Source organism: Herbaspirillum sp. BH-1 (genome assembly GCF_002870055.1).
GTDB classification, from domain to species: Bacteria; Pseudomonadota; Gammaproteobacteria; order Burkholderiales; family Burkholderiaceae_D; genus Herbaspirillum; species Herbaspirillum frisingense.
In genome coordinates this window covers 170299-191417 of record NZ_PKOI01000006.1, presented here as the reverse complement: position 1 = coordinate 191417, position 21119 = coordinate 170299, and the positions used below count along the sequence as shown (strand labels likewise).

Below are 21119 nucleotides of genomic sequence, written 5' to 3'. Positions count from 1 at the left end.
GTCCTGCTTTGCCTGGTATTTCACCTACAAGAATATCGAATGAACATCGTCATCCTCGCCGCCGGCATGGGCAAACGCATGCAATCTGCCCTGCCCAAGGTCTTGCATCCCCTGGCCGGCAAACCCCTGCTGGGCCATGTAGTCGACCTCGGCCGCTCGCTGGCCCCCTCACAACTGTGCGTCATCTACGGCCACGGCGGCGACGCCGTACCCAAGGCCTTCGCCGACCAGGGCCTGTCGTTCGCCCTGCAGGAACCGCAACTCGGTACCGGCCACGCCGTCATGCAGGCCTTGCCCCATCTGGACGACAACGCCCCCACCCTGGTGCTGTACGGCGACGTCCCCCTGACCAGCACCGCGACGCTGCAGCGCCTGCTGCAAGCCGCCGGCCAGGACAAGCTGGGGGTGCTGACCGTGGAGCTGGACAACCCCACCGGTTACGGGCGCATCGTGCGCGAAGGCGGCAAGATCACCCGCATCGTCGAACAGAAGGATGCCAGCACGGCCGAACTGGCCATCAAGGAAGTCAATACCGGCATCATCGTCGCGCCCACCGCGCGTCTGCGTGACTGGCTGTCCAGGCTGTCCAACAAGAACGCACAGGGCGAGTACTACCTCACCGACGTGATCGCCGCCGCCGTGGCCGATGGCGTCGAGGTGGTCTCGGCCCAGCCCGACGATGTGGCCGAAACCCTGGGTGTCAACAGCAAGGTGCAGCTGGCGGAACTGGAACGGGTACACCAACTGCGCATCGCCCGTGCCCTGCTGGAGTCCGGCGTGACACTGGCCGACCCGGCACGCATCGACGTACGCGGTGCGCTCAACTGCGCGCGCGACGTCAGCATCGACGTCAACTGCGTCTTCGAAGGCGAGGTCAGCATCGGCGAAGGCGCCACCATCGGCGCCCACTGCGTCATCCGCAACGCCCATATCGCTGCCGGTGCGAACATCAAGCCCTTCACCCACATCGAAGACGCGGTGGTCGGCGCCAAGGCCCAGATCGGCCCCTATGCCCGCCTGCGCCCCGGTACCGAACTGGCGGCCGACGTACATATCGGCAACTTCGTCGAGGTCAAGAACAGCATCGTCGGCCTCGGCAGCAAGGCCAATCACCTGGCCTACGTGGGTGACGCCGACATCGGCAGCGGGGTCAACGTCGGCGCCGGTGTCATCACCTGCAATTACGACGGTGCCAACAAATTCCGCACCGTCATCGAGGACGATGCCTTCATCGGCAGTGACAGCCAGCTGGTCGCACCGGTGCGCGTGGGCAAGGGTGCCACCATCGGTGCCGGCACCACGCTGACCAAGGACGCACCGGCCGGCCAACTGACCCTCTCGCGCGCCAAGCAGCTGTCGCTGGCGGGATGGCAGCGCCCGGTAAAGATAAAGAAGTGAGTGCCCGGGCGCGAATCTGAATTATCCACAGCAAAAAAAATCGGCCGGCCACATTGTGCGCTGGCCGATTTGTTTTTAGCGCCGCTCACACGGCATCAGGTCTCGATGGGCACTGCCGTTTCGAACTTGCTGCGATGGATGGAGAAATAGCTGCGCACATTGCGCACATTGCGCTGCGAGGCGAACAGGCGATGCGCCAGCGCGTGATAGGCCGGCATGTCCCGCACCAGCACCACCAGCACGAAATCCGGCCCCGGCGAGACGCGATAGCACTGCTGCACCGCCGGCTCGGTCGCCACCAGCACCTCGAAGGCCTGCTGCTCTTCCTCGCCCTGGCGGTCCAGCGTGATCTCGACCACCGCAGTCAATGTCGACGACAGGCGCACCGGATCCAGCAAGGCCACCTGACGCGCAATCACGCCTGCCTCGACCAGCCGCTTGACCCGCCGCAGACAGGTGGGCGGAGAGGCATGCACCCGGGCAGCCAGCTCCTGGTTGGTCTGGCTGGCATCGGTCTGCAAAGCCTGCAGAATCCGGCGGTCAAGGTCGTCCAGGTCGAGTTTCATCAGCGTTGAATCAGGGGGCCAGTCATGGATCGGAAAAGATTGAACGGCGCATATTGAAATATAAATTCATTAGTTTGAATTTTCTTTCCAAATATTTCTACATGCAGTGATAAGGCAATATTAATTCATTTAATGCTAATTTTAGAAATCATATTTCAAATTGCCTGCCCTACCATGCATGCACATCTTTTCCCAAGAGGCATTCCATGTGCGGCATCGTCGGCGCAGTAGCGCAACAAAACGTCACTCCCATCCTGCTTGAAGGCCTGAAGCGCCTCGAATATCGCGGCTACGACTCCTGCGGGGTGGCGCTGCATGTGGATGGCAAGCTGCAGCGTTCGCGCAGCACCTCGCGCGTGGCCGACCTGCAGCAGCAGATTGCCCAGACCGGCCTGGCCGGCTTCACCGGCATCGCCCACACACGCTGGGCCACCCACGGCGCCCCTGCCACGCACAATGCCCACCCGCACTTCTCGCGCGACCGCATCGCACTGGTCCACAACGGCATCATCGAGAACCACGACGAACTGCGTGCCGAACTGCAGGCAGCCGGCTATACCTTCGAGAGCCAGACCGACACCGAAGTGATCGCCCACCTGGTCGACCACATGTACGACGGCGACCTCTTCCACACCGTACAGCAAGCCGTGCACCGCCTGACCGGCGCCTATGCCATCGCCGTCTTCTGCGCCGACGAACCGCACCGCGTGGTTGCCGCACGCCAGGGATCGCCCCTGATCGTGGGCGTGGGCGAGGGGCAGAACTTCGTCGCCTCCGACGCCATGGCCCTGGCCGGCACGACCGACCAGATCATCTACCTGGAAGAAGGCGACGTCGTCGACCTGCAACTGCAAAAGGTCTGGATCGTCGACAGCAACGGCCGACCAGCCGAGCGCGAAGTACGCACGGTGCAGGCCTACACCAGCGCGGTGGAACTGGGCCCTTACCAGCACTACATGCAGAAGGAAATCTTCGAGCAACCGCGTGCCATCGCCGACACCCTGGAAGGCGTGGTGCGCATCATGCCGGAACTCTTTGGCGACAAGGCCTACAAGGTCTTCAAGGACGTCGACTCCATCCTGATCCTGGCGTGCGGCACCAGCTACTACGCCGGCCTGACCGCCAAATACTGGCTGGAATCGATAGCCCGCATCCCCGTCAATGTGGAAATCGCCAGTGAATACCGCTACCGCGACAGCGTGCCCAACCCGAAGTCACTGGTGGTCACCATCTCGCAAAGCGGCGAGACCGCCGACACCCTGGCCGCACTGAAGCATGCCCGCAGCCTCGGCATGCCGCATACCCTGACCATCTGCAATGTGGCCACCAGCGCCATGGTGCGCGAATGCGAACTGGCCTACATCACCCGCGCCGGTGTGGAAGTGGGCGTTGCCTCGACCAAGGCCTTCACCACGCAGCTGGCGGCATTGTTCCTGCTCACCCTGGCACTGGCACAGACCCGCGGCCTGCTGACTGACGAGGAAGAAGAAGCCCACCTCAAGGCCATGCGGCACCTGCCCGCAGCCCTGCAAAGCGTGCTGGCACTGGAGCCCAGCATCGTGGCCTGGTCCGAGGCCTTCGCGCGACGCGAAAACGCCCTCTTCCTGGGTCGCGGCCTGCACTACCCAATCGCACTGGAAGGCGCACTCAAGCTCAAGGAAATCACCTATATCCACGCCGAAGCCTACGCCGCTGGCGAACTCAAGCACGGCCCGCTGGCCCTGGTCACCGACCAGATGCCGGTGGTGACGATCGCACCCAACGACGCACTGGTGGAAAAGCTCAAATCGAACATGCAGGAAGTGCGCGCACGCGGCGGACAGTTATATGTCTTCGCCGACGGCGACTCACGCATCACCTCGGCCGAAGGCGTGCACGTGATCCGCATGCCGGAACATTACGGCGTGCTCTCGCCTATCCTGCATGTGGTGCCGTTGCAGTTGCTGTCGTATCACACGGCGTTGGCGCGGGGGACGGATGTGGACAAGCCGCGGAATTTGGCGAAGTCGGTGACGGTGGAGTGAGGGGGGATGAGGTTCTGACTATGTTGTAGGCGGTAAATAGATGACCTACTTTCGCCCGTCGTAGATGACCGGATTTCCCTACCCCCGATTCCTGGGAAATCCGCGCCAGACGGGCCAGTCGGCTATTTAGCCATCCGGTATCAAACAACACGCAAAACAGGGGGAAACTACCCTTGTTACAGGATTACCCCTAATTTGAAGCCACCCTCGGGTGGCTTTTCTTTTGGGGCAGCGCCCTTATTTGAAATTGTCCGCAAATAGCACCCTACTTACGGCCGTGCTATCTTGGGATCGGACCTTACTTTTCCCTGATTTCCTTGGTGAGCTAACTGCATGGCATCTGTTTTCTTCTCATACACACACGTGGACGAGCCTCTGCGCGACCAGTTGGAAGTCCATCTTTCACTATTGAAACGCGAAGGCCTGATTACTGCCTGGCACGACCGGCGCATCGTTGCCGGCGACAATCTGGACGATGCTATTAGTGAGCAACTTGAGAAGGCAGACATCATCCTGCTGCTCGTCAGCGCCGATTTCATTGCATCGGATTACTGCTACGCAACGGAAATGAAGCGTGCACTGGAACGCCATGCGGCGAACGAGGCGCGTGTCATCCCGGTTATTCTGCGTGCCTGCGAATGGCATGGTGCTCCATTTGGCAAGCTCAACGCGGTTCCCACCGACGGCCGAGCAGTGACATCATGGCCCAATAAGGACGAGGCATTTGCCAATATTGCGAAGTCCATTCGCGCAGCCGTTGCAGCGACCGGGAAGTCATCCGCGCCAAAAGATCGAGATGGCTTCTTCGCAAGGACCCCGATAGCGGCGCAGGCATCCGCGCCTGAGCAATCGTTCTACGAACTACCCCGGTCAAGCAACATGCGCGTCAGACAGCATTTCTCAGACCTGGATAAGGATACGTTCGTCACTCAAACGTTCGACTTCATCGCCCGATTCTTCGAGGGTTCGCTACAGGAATTACAGACCCGACACGACCAATTCCAGGGGAGATTTACGCGCGTGGATGCCCGCCGCTTCACCGCGAGCATCTATAAGGATGGGAAGAGCGTTTCTCAATGCACCGTCGTACATGGCGGAGCCTTTGGTGGGAATGGCAATCGCGAAATTACCTACTCGAATCAAATCTCCACCCATTCAGGTAGCTACAATGAGGCTTTGACCATCACCGAGGACAGTCAAAGCTTGTACCTCAAGCCAATGATGAGCAGTGCTAGAGGTGTCGTCGACAAGCTGTCAGAAACAGGCGCCGCGGAGTATCTCTGGTCAATGTTGATCGAGCCTGTTCAGCGGTAACAAGTGCTGAACAGGCGACTTTGTTTCTACTCAGAACTCTGGCAAATTCCCTAGGTTGTCCTTTGCTGTTTTATTTGGCTCCGTGGTCAAATATTCGTCGTCAATCACGTGAACGTCAGCCCCATGCTTATAGCCCTTTTCCGGCCCCTTGAACCTAGTGATAAACGTTGCTTTCTTCAAGCGAATCAGGTCGGCCACAAATGCCCGGGCAACTATCCGGTCCGGGCCAAGTGCATCTGGCTTCTCTTCGTTCACGAGGACGAAATCAATGTGGGTGCGCTTCTCGTTATAGCGAACTGCTGTAATACAAAAATCTGCCATACCTCCTCCATTCCTTGTTCTCAGCGGGCGAAATCGCCAACAGTCATATAGGGAGGAGAAAATAGATTTCAAGGATGAGCTTGAGCAAGGGTTACGCAGCACCTTACTGGCCAATCAACTCACCTCTCACCGCGCTGCCCCCCCCCGCCCCATCACCACTGCGATAACAGATGGATTGGCCCTTTCGAGCTGAGCTGCATCGACGCTGAAACCGTATAACCCATGTATGGCCGCGGCGATCCCAGCTGATTTGGAGAAATCGTCCGCGCAATGGACCACGATTGTTTTGATGGCGGCCGGCAGTTCTTCGACGAATTCACCCACCTCGGCAGCTTGCTGCTGCGAGAACGCCTCTGGGAGCTTCTGTACAGCCCGTTTGCCAATTCCCGGCGCCAAATGGTCAACGTCTGCGAAACTCAACCGCAAGATTGAGGTGAAGCCTTACAGCAACAGTGGAGGCTGGGTGGGCGCAGTGATGGAAATGATTGAGACGCTATCAAAGGGCAGCCGCCGCTCCGCCTTCGCGCGCGATAGGACAACGACCTGCGTGGCACCGCCTCCAGACGAATTGTAGATTTTTGGGGCCAGAATCGTAGCTGGCAGAGGCATCTTTCACCCCAGAAAAATCGCTGTATTTACAGCACTTTTCCCTATAGCTATGCGCTTTACCTTGTTCAATGAACGTGCGGCAATTCCAGTGCCCTCTACTCGCTCAACACCAGCTCAGCAGCAGCCACCAAATCGCGATAGTCGATGAAATCGTCCAGGCTATGGCTTCTCAGTACCACGAGGCATCTCAAGAAATCGGACAAGGTGATATTCCCCTTATCCAAGTGAGACATAAGCGTCTGAACCTTGAAGCCAGCCCCAATGTTGCCAATACCCACCGCCAATTTCTCAGTGCTCATTGGTGGAATCTGCGCACGCTCTGCCGCCACAACCCTTGCTGCGCAGTCCTCCCAGCCACTCGCCTCCCTGAACGAACACTGCCAATCAGAAGGGATTTCCGATCCCAAGACATGAATCATTTGAAGGAACATCGCCAAGCGCACGCGTCCGATTGCTACACGAGACGCAAGGGACCTCTCATCTTCCACTACGTCGATGGTAGCCAGCCGACGAGATAGCTCTGCATAGCCGATATCCTTGCGCATCATTGCAACGCGCACAACGCGCGCAGCCAAACTCGCCCACGGAGCACCATTATTGCTCATGAAATCCCTTGCAATTTGCGTTTGCGCGACTATCGTTTACCGATAGATATCTATCAGTTTTTTGAGAGCATCTGCCTTAGCGCGGCACACGACTGAATTCTCTTAATTGTATTGAGGATGAGGGGCACAGCCAACTACATCGACTGACAACGTAACCAATGTCACGCGCAAAAACGGTGCTAGAGAGCAAAACTGTTCGCCGTTAAGAAATCGGACGAGAAGCGCCAACCAAAGTTGGGACTGAAGAAAGGAATGAAACTGGCCGAATCCAGTTTGCAGCAAGAAACACAAAAAGAGCCTTGCTCAAAAGAACAATGCTCAGTACACTTCTAGGCTTCATTTTTTACAAAAATCGGAAAATAATTACCCGATTTTCTGTTAAGTCCGATTATAAGAAAGAATGCCGCTTTTGACAAGTGGCTGCACCCTCTAAAAATTGCACTTTTTCTCAACATCCTTCGAAAAGGACAAAGAACATGTAACCCCAAGACCCCAGCGCCACCCTAGCGTGATTCGCGAGTGAGTTTGTCCACCAAAACACAGGACGCTCTGCTGGCTCGTTAATGTCCGCTAGAAATGAGAAGGGGAGCAAAACCGATTGCAGTCGGCCGCTCCCCCAGTGTTCGCCTGCCCTAAGACACACGCGCCACAGCTACGCGCGATTTTCCCATGGGTAGCGAACGATGTCAACGGCTTCGCCGAAATATTTGGCGAAGTTCAAAGGTATCAACACGCCTATGAAAATGACCTCGCGCGTCGAAGCGCCGGGCTGCACGCATCTACGCGCTCCCGACCCACGCCCCACTTCGGCCTCCCCTCCAAGCTCTCGGAGTAAATGCCCCGCAGCTCTTGAGCGGCTTATGCAAGCAGCGCTGATCACGTCCTCAATACGAGAACCATCGCTGAAAAGAAATTTTGGTGATGAGGAATTCAGACCCTACTACCTCTCCTGCCCGCGCCAAGCATTGATTCCGCGACCTGCATGCCTGAACGCGCTTAAAACAATCGGCCCCAGCATGTGTGTCCCTGCTGGAGCTGGACGTCCGACGCTTTTCAAGCAACAAGTCAACGCAGCTCTTCAATTCCAGGAGGAGTCATGGAAACAGGCGTAGTCACAACTGAAGGAACACCTTCCGCTTCAGTCGCAGTTCCGATTCCGGAGGGGGCACTCATTTCGGTGAGCCAAATGGGCGGCGACACTATGGCGCGTCTCATGCGACAAACGAGCAGTGCCGCTCTGAGACAGTTCATGGAGCGAGACGCCATCCCGCACGCGGACGAACTCCGAGACGCTGACGTGGATACCAAGGTGACGGCACTGAACCGGTTTGGAACCGGGAACCTCCCTCTGAACGAAGGGGTTTTATTCCTCACACAAGTCACAGCCGCCATGAGAGCGTTCTACTCAGCGAAGCATTTTGGCGGCGAGGAATTCAGACTCTACTACCATTCCTGTGCGGAAGTTATGCGGGGCAAGGCATTGCGCCCGCTACCTGCATGCCTGAGCGCACAAAAAACCCTTGGCTTCTGCCTAACAGGCCCGTCCATGATGGGACGCTCGACGTTGATTAAGCAACTCGCCGAGTTTCTAGGGCCACCATTCAGGATTTACGGCAGTCCCCCTGCGCCCCGAGCCATGTGGGTGAAGCCGTCGTTCGTATTGAAGTACCCGACATGTGGCACACCCAAAGGGCTGTTCCGAGATATGAGGCAGACCATTCTTGCCGAATTCGGTGACGAGAAAACTGACCTCAACGCTCTCTCAGATTTGGAGGGAGCAAATGGGGAGAATGTCGCAATTGCACTGTGCACGTTGCTAAATGTGGGCGTGTTCATTCTGGATGGTGCCGGTTGGGATGATATCAACTTCCGCACCACGGCCCTCTTCCGATTCCTGGTGAAACTACGCGAACACACCGGCATCCCCATAGTAATTTCCGGGACGAGTGCGTTCATGTATGCCGCCTCGAACACGCTTGCCTCTAACTTGCTCAACGGTCCGCAGTTGCATCTGGACCCGTTTATGCCTCCCGTCCCACAGCCAACGGAAGGCAAGCGAGTCGAGGACACGGGTATTTGGCGCCAGTATGTCGCGTGGCTCTGGGCGCAAGGGCTACTGCCTCGCGGAAGCAAGATGCCCAGACATCTTCCTGAGTGGACCTACGAGGCGACCCTAGGTCGCCTCGGCTGGCTGGTTCAGGGTTTCCATACTCTTCATGTTGCCCTGGTCAAGATGCCCGATCTGAAGATCGCCGAGACCGTAACGCAAGAGTTTGTGACAAACATCTTTGGACTAGCCTTGCGTGTGTTCGCAAATCCCATGCGCTTGATTCTCCAGCTCGAGAACGGCGCACCAACGGCCGGCAAGATTTCGTTTCTGCGCTCAGCTGACCACTTCCCATCGGTGGCTTTTGAAAACACAACTCTGAATACATGGATGGAAGAGACGCTGGTGAGAAGGGGGTTGGTATGAATTCCAATCTTTTATCGATCCCCCCATTCCCAGATGGACAGATCGTCAATGACTTCCTCCGCCGGACTTTCAGCTATGGCGGGAAGGACTCAGTGCGCATTGCCAACCGACTTCTCTTGAATAACCGCGTCGCACTGAACGGTATGCCGAACTGCATGGGCAAGTTCCACAGAGAACTCGGGCATCACTATGGAGACTTGGACTACCTAATTGACCACCACACCGAATATAACTTCTATTGCTGCGGCCTCCCACGGCACAAGTTTGCACTTCAGAAGGAACGGCTCATCAACAAGCTGCCGGGGCCGGTTCGCTTGTGTCGGCTGCCACTTCTGTTTGGCTCCACAGAGAACCGCTATCTGCGCTGCCCTGAGTGCGATGAACTCCAACTCAAGGAAGTGGGTTTCACGTACGTGCACCGGCGTACTGGTGCACCGCTGGTGAATGTCTGCCCGATTCACGGCGTGGTGATGAGACCTCGTGAGGAACAACTCCTGCTTTTCGATTCGAGATGTCTATTTCCTCCAGATGACTACCAGAGAGGTATGACTATGAAGCTCGCTCAACGAATCAATATTTGCATGGAGAACACTGTGGAACACAGTCAACATCACAAAGACGACGTCTTGCAGTACGCTGCCGGCAGGGGCTGGATTGGCGACAACGGCCGCTGGAATCGAGAGACCGCATCAGAGCTGAAACTGTTCTATCAGGGAGCGTTTTCTGACGCTCGCCTGGACATCATGTTCGCTTCTGAGGAGTCGATTCAGAACGCCTTGAGCAAAATCTCACGTCCCAACGCCAGTATCCATCCTGAATGGCTCTGTATCGTCAAACTCTTCCTGGACGAGTGTGCACCACCCTCAAGCCTCAGCACTCCTTCGAAGACCATCGTAACCAAAAACAAGAAATTGGCCACACCTGCGGAGACTCCGACGAAGGACCTGGTCGTCGAAGCCCTCGCGAAGGGAAAAACGCTCGATGCCGCAGCTCAGTCATTGGGTATGAGCAGTGCTTTTCTGCGTAGCATCACCAAATTCTATGAGATTGATGTCTCTGCCCGTCCCAAGAAAGTCGACGCGGCATTGTCCACCCAGATCAGGGCCGCCTATCTCGATGGGTGCTCTCCGCGGGAGATTCAAAAGATGTTCAAAATTTCCGCGTCTACTGCCTACCGTGAATTCAAGGCCATAAATCCTGACATTAAACCTCGAGACAGGGCGTACACACCAAGCGTCGACCTTGACAAGAAGATGTGGCTTCTCATGCGTGAAAAATATCCGGATGCGTCACGCGGAGAGCTGCGTGAATTCGAACCGCGGCTCTACATGCGACTGTATCGCAACGCTAAGGAATGGATGGAGGCGAATTCTCCACTGCGGAAGCCACGTACTAATGGTGTGCGCCCGCAACCTAATAAACAACTTGTCGAACTGGCTCAAGCTGCCCTTTTCGACGCAACCGAGTGGTGCACGACACCTCCCGAAAACCGCTCGCGCAAAACGGCGTACCGTGCGAGGCGGACGACAGACCTTTCTGAGTACGCTGTGAACGCGCTTACGAAGAGGAAACTCGTCAGGCTCGACACAGAGTCCAAGGCGGACTTCCACATGGATCGCGTGCTGCAAGCGATTGATCCGAGGCAGCTGGACCTTTATCAAGATCGGACCACTAGCGGCAGCCCTATCGCCAACACTCCTCCTGTCCGGAAGGCCGCAACCGACAAGCCGACAACCATAGATAACGGCCCTGGGCCGTTATCGCCTCGTGTGAGGGCGGCACTCAAACACTCATCACGCGCATTCGCCAAAGAAAAGATGAAGACCATATCGCGGCACGCCGACGAAATTTTGTCTCATCCCGCTGCTGTAGCGAAGAAAGCGGGAATTCGGACCGAAAGCTTGCAGAAGGTCCTGAAGCTCGCGACGAAAAAGGGCTCGTAAATGCTAGGTTCGTCTGATGGATTGCAGCTGTTTTCGATGGATATCAAATCCGAGGAGGACATCACAGGCTACGTTCTACGGGAATCTACCGACCGTCGCCAGGGAAGAGGTTTTCTGAAGGCCGATGGCGCATTCGACCCAGCCAAGAAACCCGGCTGGGTATTGCCCTCCAACCTTGGCTCCATGACTGAGAAGCTTGGGCTCAACTTCAGGGAAATTGCTGTGAACAATACTCGGGTACAAGCATACGAGTGGTGCCTGAACAGCGAAGATGCGTCCGCCCTCTGGGAACACTACGAGGGGCGGGCAAAACCCGGCATGGCGGCCAAGTTAGGAATTCTGGGATTCCGAGGCCGACTTGCATTGTGCCCCGACTGTCTGGAGGCCGATCAAAGCTCACACGGGTACACATTTTGGCGTCGACTACCGTTGATGCCAGGAATCTCGGCATGCCATATGCACCAGAGGGTCTTAATGACATTCTGTGATGCATGCGAAGCAGGCCATCGCCGACTGAAATCAAATTGGCATCCCACGATGGAATGCCTGTGCGGTGGAAGTTTGAAACCAGTCGCAGACCTCGACGACAAAGGGATGCTCATGTCCATCAGTTTGTCGTCCATGATCGATAAGACTATGCGTGGTCAGCAACCGAGCGAACTGTCAGCTGAGGCAGTCACTAAAGCTATTGGTTACGAGTTTGGTGCTCATCTTCATGGCGGAAAAGCTGCAGATAACCTTCTTGCAGAGGCGGTGTATGCCAAAGTGGGTTATGAAAATGTCCGCGAGCTGGTGAACTTCCGCGGACACACTTTCAGCCGACTCGCCGGCACCCGGCCTGGTCTCGGCCTCTTGCGGTGCCCTATTCAGCTTCTGCTCGGCGTTTACGCAGTCTTCGAAGACCTCGACGGTTTTTCGGTGGCACTCAAAACAGCCAACGAAGCACCTCCAGTTGAGCAAATGAAGGATGCCAGCAGTGATAGACGGCTGGGAAACCGGGCACGGCGGGGAGCCAAGTTCGTTGCTTGGTACATGTCGCTGGCCATTGAGGAACGGCTCACAATCAAGACGGCCTCCAGGCGTTGGCTGCTAGAGACTCTTAAAGATAACCTCGGAATTATTCGTTCCGAACTGTATGACTGCGAGGGCTCCAATACTCCAATGCGTTACCTCAAGCACATCGAACCCGAATGGCTTGACTACATGGTGCCGAAGGTGAACGGTATCCGGTGGCGTGTCTCAACTGAGATGGAGCTCGTCGAGCGCCTTGAGGAATTGAGCTTGCACATTCCTCAGCGGCAAGCGCTCTCTCTGAAGGTACACCCGATGCATCGCGTTAGTAAGACATTCCTGCTGGCCGGTATCCCTTCCGAATCTACTGGTAGCAAGGCCTTGGAAAGTCCCGAGATTCTGCAAATGTTGGACAAGTATTCGGAGACCGTGGAACAGCGGCAGCAGCGAATTACGAATGACTTCTGTGCAGGCGTTAGGGCTGTTTACCCTGACTCTCCTTACGGGGACGAGCACACGTTCACCAATCTGACACCAGCTAGTTTCAGCAAACGCATGCAAAACGGAGCAAAGCAATGCCCACTCGCCGCCCTCAAGTAATTAGCCATACTCCCCCATTACCCTTCACTGCGGCCGATGCTGAATACATTGCTCGGACCGGCAAGCTGAAGTACGAACGTCCTTACGTACGCCCTAAGAACGAATCAAATTTCTATCTGGACGATCTCACTGGGCACCCTATTCTTTCATGGCCACCAGAACTTCCTGAATGTGATCCACGTGGCAATGCATCAGCTCCAGCGTTTGATCCTTGGAAGAAGGCAACAGACAGTACGGAAGGTATCGCAGGCAACGACTTCAGCTTCAAAGCCGGTGGTCGTATTGTTCCTTTTCACTCGTACGTAGAGGCCAAGATTTTCAGCTGCCTGGAGATGAATCCGTTCGTTGTTGAGATACGTCCGCAGTATCCCGAATGGGACGCCGCCAAGCTTTTCAAGCGTGCTGCCGAGGGCAAGAAAATGCTTAAAACGTCCATCTTGACGATTGATTTCATGCTCACTCTCAAATATCCAGACGACCCAAAGTTGTATTACCACGCCATTTCCTGCAAGCCGTACGACTTAGTAGCAGGAGCTGCTAAGAGACATCTCAAGGAATTTACCTATGTGAACATGTGGAGGTGCACTCACGAAATCATGACGGAGTTCACCTACACCGAACAGCAGAGCGTCAATTGCCGGCGCTTGATGCAGTACATGCGCTACGTGCAAGACATTAGCTCTCACAAAGAGAATGCAGCTCGCCTGGCCCTGTCCTTAGCTCGACAGAGCCATGGCGCCACAACCGACCAACGTATTGACCAAGCTTGCGCGCAACATAGTTGGCATCGGGATGAGGGCTACCGCTACTTCGGCATTGCCGCCTTCCTGGGCTACGTGATCCCGAACCACGACTTCGAGTTGTGGCCCACCAAGCCGCTGCACCTTCGTAGCCGGCTCATTGCGTCAGATAGCTAGTTAGGAGAATGCCATGCAAGTGCAGCCGCATCTCGAAGTTGCCATTTCAGACACCGAACCCTCCGGGCTCTCCATAGCTCTGCAGGAACTAGGGTTTCGCGCAGCGGAAGTTCAATGCTACGGAGCCCGAGATTCCTGGCCGAGAGCCGAGGTCGTTATTACGCGCGCAAGTCAGACATTAGTAGCGTGACGGCTGAGCCGCTCGCCAGACGATAGGAGTACGCCATGGACGTACTAGAAACTCCCCCACAACGCATCATCATCAATGGCAACGTTACGAAGGCTGAAGGACGAGGCCAGATTGGTGTCTATCGAGTGCTGGCCGTGACGCCAAAGTATTGCCACGTCATCAAGCTTGGAACCGATATTGTCACGAATAAGAACGGCATATTGGAGACAGTATTTCAACCACTTCCTCCTAATACGAAAACACGTGCGCGAAAGCCATGGTCACGAGACGACTACGACCGTGGGCTCGCCAACGGCTCAATCAAGAACACCTATGAGCACGGCATTCCGGCGCAAATGAAGATAGAGATTCCAGAGGGGGCCAACCCTGAGCTAGATACCAAGCGCAGCTCGGTGAAGGCCGTCGAGACTTTCGCTGGTGATCGCCTGTTGGAAGATGGGACCCTATATACCCAAGCTTTAACTGAGGTGGCGAATCGTTTTGCAATTGGTGTCAACACAGTTCGAGAACGGTACGAGAAGCACCTGTTCTATGGTGGTCATCCCAATGCACTTATGGACCACTATTGGCTTCGAGGCGGCCCTGGACAGTCACGACGATATCTTCGTGTTCGACTGGGCAACAAAACAACCGCTGAAAAAGACATTAAAGGTACCAAACATACGAGTCGACGCTTGAAAGATCAGGTTTACAGTAGATTCCGTAACTTCATCAAGGACCAGGTGGAACGAAAGTGCTTTCACTTTCCAACTATCTTCCATCGCTGGATAACCAGTAGGATTGCAACAACCCGCAACAAGGACGGAGACATTGTTCGGCTCCCTATTGATGAGAAAAATTTCCAAAATGATGACCACGTCAAGAGGCTGGGGAGGAACTATCTAAAGAAGCTGCTTAATGAGATGGCGGCAGGCAAGCAACGCCGCACTGGCTCTCGCGGTGGTCATGCCACGGACATTGTTCATGCTCAATTGCCAGTTTGGGATATTGACTCTACCGTTGCAGACAATTTCTTAAAGTTCGGTAATAGGGAAATCAGTGTTGAGGGGGTTGGGAAGCCCACAGTCACTTTGGTCACCTGTCGAGGAAGCGGTGCAATCCCTGGCTGGCACGTGTCATTCGGCCCTGAAAATGGCGATGCCTATTTGAATGCAGTCTTCTGCGCATCTACCGACAAATATCGCGAACTCTTTAGATGGAATATGACGCACCTCTATGACGGCATGGTGTACGGCTGCGCTTCCGAAGTCTTTCTCGACCGAGGGCCTGGCGTTTCTATGCGGACGCAGACCACGCTAGTTGAACGATTCCGTGCTGCTGCCAAGATGGCTCAGCCAGGAACCCCGGAAGGCAAGGGAAACGTCGAGCAGGTGATGCGTTACTTCCAAGATGCATTACGCGATATTGCTGGCTCAATATTTAAAGTAGGTGACGACGATGAAGACTGGATGCGGCGAAAGGTTGCCAGGGAAAATGCGGTCACGATAGAGCAATTTATGCAGGCGCTGCTGACAGCTATCTACAAACGTAATATTGCGTCCGACGTTCAGCATCTGCTGACTCCTGACATGATTAAATCTGAAGTACCTGCAAGCCCCAAGGACATCTTCCAGTTCTGCAAAAAATACACCCGCGGTGACGTTTCTTGGGATTGCGCTCCTGAAGATGTCTTCGAACGCCTATGCGTAAAGACCCTCAAAAAAGCGCCAAAGGGCATCATCACACTCGACAAACGCACGTTCACGTCCACCGATCTTCAGTTCCATACCGATGCGATGGAGCGATTGAATAACGGACGCACAACGCAGGTCAATATTTACGAAATTCCCAATGCTCCCTTCTTGCTCCTTTGGGAACTTCCAGGCGGTGGCAAAGGGATTCTCGAGGCAACCAAGAACACGCAGAGGATGTTCGAGGATGGCGGTATGTTTTCCATCAAATTCCAGAACAACCTCAAGAAGCACCTGTTCGCGGAGGCGCGCTGGGCAAGCCGACGGGATGTCATTCAGGCGAATATCATCGCTACCGACGCAGTCGAAAACGCCAAAACATCATCTCGCGCTGAGGTATCCAATGAAAGGCAGGACAAGTTATTCAAAACGGAACGAAGGGCGGAGAACGTCGTACCGGGAGTTTCAGCGAATGACACTGCTCGTCAAAAGGCGAAAGCAGTCTCTGATTGGGAGAATGGCAATGCCATGGCTTCCGTTGGAATTCCTGGTTATGTTCCTCCCGTGAAACCGAAGATACCTGTCTCACAGTCGCGGGCTGCGGTTTCATCTATTGACAATACCCAGTTACTGTTTGAAGAAGATGATGAGGACTGAATCGTGAATCCCGATACGACTCAAGTTGTACCCGATGACTTTCCACGGAGCAGGCACCTGGCCGCGATAGGAGGCGCCCAACCGAAGGCAGCAGTACGGCTGACTCAAGGACAGTTCCTCGAGGGCTGGACGCATGCGGAGCTCATTGAAAGGTTTGACGCCTGCCAGGACCTCGTGGAGCAACTCACACCATTCTGTCTCCAGAAGCTGGCAAGCCTTCCGGATTCAACCGTAGAGAACCTTCTACCGAGGGTCCGCAAGGGCGTGCTCAACAAAGGGTGGGACCTCACTGATGCAGAATTGGATTGGATTTTCGCGAAGGTCAAAGCGAAACTGGAGGAATCGTGAACTCCCACATGCCGATCCAGAGCAACCAGCCAACACTCGACACCGGCCTTAGGTATGTAGATATTTTATTGTCCCCATCCAAGAGAGGCTACCACCCGGAAGACCGTTTTCCCGGGAGTCTCTGCTAAAGCCGGCTCTGAAAAATATCGGCATCACATACTCCGCATTGGTAGCCACGAGAACGACATCTACCGAACTAAAATAGACAGATACAATGCACTCCCCAACCTCCTCAGGCTTCGATTTGTGGTGCAGCTTCTTCAACAGCTCAGCGAGCTCGGACGCACCTTCATCGCAAGCATTACGGATGTATGGCGGCAAGCGTCCTCATCAAGGTCATTCAGAAAGTTTCTCTATGGCTGGCCAGAATTTTCTAGCGCAATCTTGGTGAAATTCTATGAGCTCGAAATGATCAACACCTAGTTTCTCGCCGAAATGTTCAGAATGGCTTCTAAAGGTTGAAATCATCTCATCTCGTTCCAGACCAGAAAACCAGGCCGCCTGAAAATAGATAGCCCTCACAACATTCATCCGAGTATCGGAGCGCCCCAATGCCATTCCGTCATCATCTCTCGCACAAAACATCGCACAAATAGTCCAGATACATTGATATATCGTCTCTACGACATCAACCGGGGCCTCTGATTCTCTATATTCAGCCGCGACATACGAAATCCACGGACTATCGCTCGACGCCGCCCTGAAGAACGGATATAGAAGTCGGCCCGCAACCTCCTTCCAACCACTCTCTCCCTTACTCGGCAAAACACCTGAGGCATAGTCATTGTTGGATTGGGTGAGACAAACGCTATCACGGCACCCTGAATCAAGGATCACCATAATAAGTGCGCGTAGTCTGACGAGTTCAACAATAGAAAGCGTACCGTCCGTATAGATTTTGTCCGCTATCCCACTACTGAATTTCTCAACTGCCTTAAGAATTGCTTTCTGAGAATCTCTAGCTTTGTGCTGGTCTACTTTCTTCTCCGCAGCGTTGTTCCCAACGGTTGTAGACGTAATCTGCTCATTCGAATTGAAGTTCTCGTTTTTTTCCAACGAATTGTCGTCTTCTGGTTCATCATCCCCGGTCGAAAAGTCTAGGGACTCCGCGTCATCCCCGTCTTCTTCCTGCTGCAATTCGGTGCGACCAATAATTACATTGAGGATTGCACGAACGGACTCTAAGCCCGAATGCCTTAATAAGCTTTCTCCTAATGATTGCGATGAGATATTACTCTTCTGAGCTGCAACAAATTCTTCGTAGGACAGCTTCTTCCCACCTGTATTTGATGTGGCGCCCTTAACTGACTGAGTTCTCACCTCCCTTTCCACCCCCTGATTCTCTTGTGCCTCATAGCGCTCGATTCGCTGAATGACATCAAGAAGCCACAATCCAGGGCGAGAGTAATTCTGTTGAAACTCATCCACTACGGATTTCCCAAATTTAGTCACAATGCGATGCTGCTCATTCCTAATTTTGGCGGCAGTAACGATGATGATCGGCGCATAAGTAGTATCCCCTGAAACAGCATGTGCAAACATCGGGTTTTCAGTCCCCGTGCATTTGAACCTCAAGTAGCCGCTCGACTCTGCAATCAGTGCATACTCGATTCCGACGCTTCTTCCATCTCGATCCGTAAAGGACAACTCGAAATCACCCAAGTCGACGCAGTGGGGTAACCACCAATGCAAGACATCGCCATGCATTTCCATGCGTCCGGCTAACCGTCCCTCCATTTCAGCTAGGGGTATTTTCTCCTCTTCCTTGTAGGGAGCAATCTCATCAATTTCAAGCTCTTGGCTCAAGACTTTCCCTAAACCTAGAATCCGAACTGCCTCGCCCCTTGGAAGCTCTTTATATATTGAAGCCTCATGATTAAGTGCCCCTCTGGTGCCAAGTCCTAATGCGGCCTCGGTACAATTTGCACTGCCAAACAAAAGGCAGTCTACTTCGTCAGTTTCCGCTATGAAAATTTTAGCATGTGCAAACCGTCCGGCATTCTCCGTGGAGACCAAATCGATATTGTGTACGGACAGCTTATCTTTTGACGACAACCGATGAACCGGAAATAGCCCGCGGTTCTTCTGTATCAAAAGTGACGTCTTGCGTGGGTTGAGAACTTGTTTAATTACTCGAAGTGACGATAGATCCTTATCCCAATATGGGCTCGCCACAATCAATCTTTGAACTCGCCTTCTGCCAACCAACCTGACAAATTGGCGCCCAATACTTTCGTCCTGATCTGAAGTGAGAAGCCCCAACATTCTCGCGCCGCCCGTGTCAACCACATGAGCATGTTGACTTCTCTCAAGCAGCCATGGGGTTCTAGCTGCAGCCCATTCAACTTGCTTACCTGCGATAGATTTCTTTTCGATAAACCTACTTAGAAAAGCCAAGGCCGAACACAGTATTTGGGCGGCCTCTGGCATGTTTCCATCAAAAACAACCTCGCCAACAATTTCAAGGTTTCCCACCAAGCCTGAGGCTGTCATATTCGCCGACGCCAGAAGTAACCGCCCACTACTTCTCCCTAGTTGAAGAACCATCTTTGGATGGAAAACCCCTAGGTCATTAGATGGGACGCCAAGAACGGAGTATCGCTGGCCTGCTGACTTGGGTCGGGAAATGCCGTCAATTAGCGACAAACCTAACATTCGTTCATCGGCTAATAACAGATTGTTGGTTGACCCAGCTTGGTTGAGACGAGGAAGCACTATTTGCTCGTAAGCCGAGAAATCCACTCCGAACGTGGTGATAATCGTCGTGTGGTAGCCGGCTTTTGAGAAGGCATCGAACAGCTTCATAGTGCCCTCAAAACGTTGCTAGCTCTAGCTGTTAAACCATGCTCATCGATAAGATAAATATCTCTTAAGAAAAGCAAAGCCGACCGAAGGCGAGGATTTGTTAGAACTGGAGTATCTTTTCTCCTAGTGCGAAGATACCCCCCGTCTGATTCAATCAGAAATGTGTAATCTCCGCTTGCCCTGAGCTTTTGCATGCCAACCCATAAATGACGCTCTAATACACGTTCTTTGATAATTAGCTCAAGAAATTTGGCGAACGGAAGATTTGCATTGCAATTAATCAGGCTCAATTCTGTATAAATCGATTGTTGACTTTTATGCTCATCAACTTCTGGGCAAATGCGTTTGATGTCCTCTACCACCCCAGCACAACGCTTATAGATTACGGCAAGAAGCACCACTGCAGACTTCGCACATTCAGCGGTACAAATCCCCGAAAGCTGAGTGCCATACATAATCTCTTCGAGTAGAACCACTTCCGAATTTTCATCGTCCATCAATTTGGGAGTATCAGACACCTCAAAGGAGTTCACGAACTCATGCCATGTAGTTCCGTCTTCAATGGTGCAGGCGTCCTTGATGGCCTGACTCACCTCGGCGATTAGTCGAGAAATAGGAAGTCCGGCAGAATATCTTTCCAGCACATCTAAGCAATATTTCATCAGAGCTTCATAGCAGACATGAAGCATGTCATTCGCATGATAGATTCCCCATTTGTATCTACCTTTATTCCTTTTTCCCTCCAATCCAGCCAAAAGATGAATGCTATTGCGACAGAAAAATTCATACATTGACCAGCGAATATCACTTACAGATGTATCTTCCCGCCTCTCATCGAATACTTCCAACGCAAGCTCGCAAGAGGTACCTCTATCGATATCATTTTTTTCAGCATCCTCTAACTTTGCGAAAATGAGCTGTTCATAAATCTCTCTCTCATGCCCATCCACAGACAGTGCTTTCGGCAACATGACTCCGAAACGTTTTAGATCATCGCGACTAACACGACCGCCATTTACTGCCTTTATATAATCGTCACGCACGCTGGCGATAGCTTCAGAAAAAGCATCTCGCAGCCTGTTCCCCCTCTCTTCTGTTGGGGTTGGAATGTCATGCAATTCAGGATTGATCTTCAATAAGCCCATTTCGATGAGCTGAGAGCCATATGCAGCACCAAAAGCTCCAAACTTCTGTTTGAGATATTGTGTATTCCCCGTTCGATCAGTCGAATCCTCAAATTTAATTATGGACTTTGTGGTGCCTTCAATTGTTCTTTTGGCCCAGTCTGTCCCCGCGATTCCTGGTCGCTCTGAATTGAAATAGGCGGTGAGAGCGTAAAGTGCCTCAGCTCTTCGCAAAAAAATGCACCATTCTTCGATATCTGTGCTGCCGCTATTTCTCGCATATTCATCGGTAAGCCAGACATAGAAACCGTAATAGCGGACTCTCAATGTCACATTGCTGATACCAGGCATTAGCGACTGATAGATTGCGACACTAGTGTTTTGCATCCCAAGCGGGTCATTTCCCCGCTTGTCCGCTTTCTCCGTCCACTCGGGAACTCCAATGTCCGAACTCCCCCATATCTCAGCCATCGGCTTAATTCCTTTTACTTTTTAACTGTGAGGTGCAATGAGCAGCAGCAAAGACTGGCAAATCACTGACCGA

At 53.7% G+C, this 21119-nt stretch carries 15 protein-coding genes; 10 read left to right on the top strand and 5 right to left on the bottom strand.

The features are described from left to right. Positions 1–39 precede the first annotated feature (39 nt). On the top strand, positions 40–1398 hold the full coding sequence (gene glmU, locus HBH1_RS10615; protein WP_102662743.1) for a bifunctional UDP-N-acetylglucosamine diphosphorylase/glucosamine-1-phosphate N-acetyltransferase GlmU: 1359 nt from the start codon (positions 40–42) through the stop codon (positions 1396–1398). A 95-nt stretch (positions 1399–1493) separates the two neighbouring features. Here glmU and HBH1_RS10610 read toward each other — a convergent pair whose 3' ends face one another. Beyond that, complete coding sequence (locus HBH1_RS10610; protein ID WP_102662742.1) at positions 1494–1964, bottom strand: Lrp/AsnC family transcriptional regulator; 471 nt, start codon at positions 1962–1964, stop codon at positions 1494–1496. A 206-nt stretch (positions 1965–2170) separates the two neighbouring features. Here HBH1_RS10610 and glmS point away from each other — a divergent pair, with 206 nt between their 5' ends. Continuing rightward, positions 2171–3988, top strand: a complete 1818-nt coding sequence (gene glmS, locus HBH1_RS10605) for a glutamine--fructose-6-phosphate transaminase (isomerizing) (protein WP_102662741.1) — start codon at positions 2171–2173, stop codon at positions 3986–3988. Between the two features lie 333 nt (positions 3989–4321). Continuing rightward, complete coding sequence (locus HBH1_RS10600) at positions 4322–5302, top strand: toll/interleukin-1 receptor domain-containing protein (RefSeq protein WP_102662740.1); 981 nt, start codon at positions 4322–4324, stop codon at positions 5300–5302. Between the two features lie 30 nt (positions 5303–5332). On the opposite strand, the gene HBH1_RS10595 is transcribed toward HBH1_RS10600, so the two are convergent. Next, a complete protein-coding gene (locus tag HBH1_RS10595) occupies positions 5333–5623 on the bottom strand; it encodes a DUF3892 domain-containing protein (RefSeq protein WP_102662739.1) in 291 nt (96 codons plus the stop codon). 270 nt (positions 5624–5893) lie between these two features. On the opposite strand from HBH1_RS10595, the gene HBH1_RS25420 reads away from it, so the two are divergent. Beyond that, positions 5894–6055 carry a hypothetical protein gene (locus tag HBH1_RS25420; protein WP_233207582.1) on the top strand — a complete coding sequence of 54 codons (162 nt, stop codon included), beginning with the start codon at positions 5894–5896 and terminating at the stop codon, positions 6053–6055. A gap of 272 nt (positions 6056–6327) precedes the next feature. Here HBH1_RS25420 and HBH1_RS10585 read toward each other — a convergent pair whose 3' ends face one another. After that, positions 6328–6837, bottom strand: coding sequence for a DUF6471 domain-containing protein (locus HBH1_RS10585; protein WP_146012844.1), 510 nt, complete (start codon positions 6835–6837; stop codon positions 6328–6330). Between the two features lie 1096 nt (positions 6838–7933). Between HBH1_RS10585 and HBH1_RS10580 the strand changes: the two genes are divergently transcribed. The 6 genes from HBH1_RS10580 to HBH1_RS10555 all read left to right on the top strand — a co-directional run bounded on the left by HBH1_RS10580 (position 7934) and on the right by HBH1_RS10555 (position 16646). Then, positions 7934–9310: a P-loop NTPase family protein gene (locus HBH1_RS10580; protein WP_146012843.1), complete on the top strand. Its 1377-nt coding sequence runs from the start codon at positions 7934–7936 to the stop codon at positions 9308–9310. After that, positions 9307–11253, top strand: coding sequence for a TnsD family Tn7-like transposition protein (locus HBH1_RS10575; protein WP_158243290.1), 1947 nt, complete (start codon positions 9307–9309; stop codon positions 11251–11253). The genes HBH1_RS10580 and HBH1_RS10575 overlap by 4 nt, the downstream gene beginning before the upstream one ends. 36 nt (positions 11254–11289) lie before the next feature. Next, a complete protein-coding gene (locus HBH1_RS10570) occupies positions 11290–12864 on the top strand; it encodes a TniQ family protein (RefSeq protein ID WP_158243289.1) in 1575 nt (524 codons plus the stop codon). Beyond that, on the top strand, positions 12840–13781 hold the full coding sequence (locus HBH1_RS24895; RefSeq protein WP_146012842.1) for a PDDEXK family nuclease: 942 nt from the start codon (positions 12840–12842) through the stop codon (positions 13779–13781). Before HBH1_RS10570 ends, HBH1_RS24895 begins: the two co-directional genes overlap by 25 nt. 225 nt (positions 13782–14006) lie before the next feature. Further along, the gene (locus HBH1_RS10560) at positions 14007–16298 is read left to right on the top strand and encodes a hypothetical protein (protein ID WP_102662732.1); all 2292 of its coding nucleotides are present in this window, start codon (positions 14007–14009) and stop codon (positions 16296–16298) included. Between the two features lie 3 nt (positions 16299–16301). Beyond that, positions 16302–16646 carry a hypothetical protein gene (locus tag HBH1_RS10555; RefSeq protein ID WP_102662731.1) on the top strand — a complete coding sequence of 115 codons (345 nt, stop codon included), beginning with the start codon at positions 16302–16304 and terminating at the stop codon, positions 16644–16646. 336 nt (positions 16647–16982) lie between these two features. Here the strand turns inward: HBH1_RS10555 and HBH1_RS24890 are convergent, their stop codons facing one another. Beyond that, complete coding sequence (locus HBH1_RS24890; protein WP_146012841.1) at positions 16983–19451, bottom strand: phospholipase D-like domain-containing protein; 2469 nt, start codon at positions 19449–19451, stop codon at positions 16983–16985. After that, positions 19448–21046, bottom strand: coding sequence for a hypothetical protein (locus HBH1_RS10545; RefSeq protein WP_102662729.1), 1599 nt, complete (start codon positions 21044–21046; stop codon positions 19448–19450). Before HBH1_RS10545 ends, HBH1_RS24890 begins: the two co-directional genes overlap by 4 nt. Positions 21047–21119 lie beyond the last annotated feature (73 nt).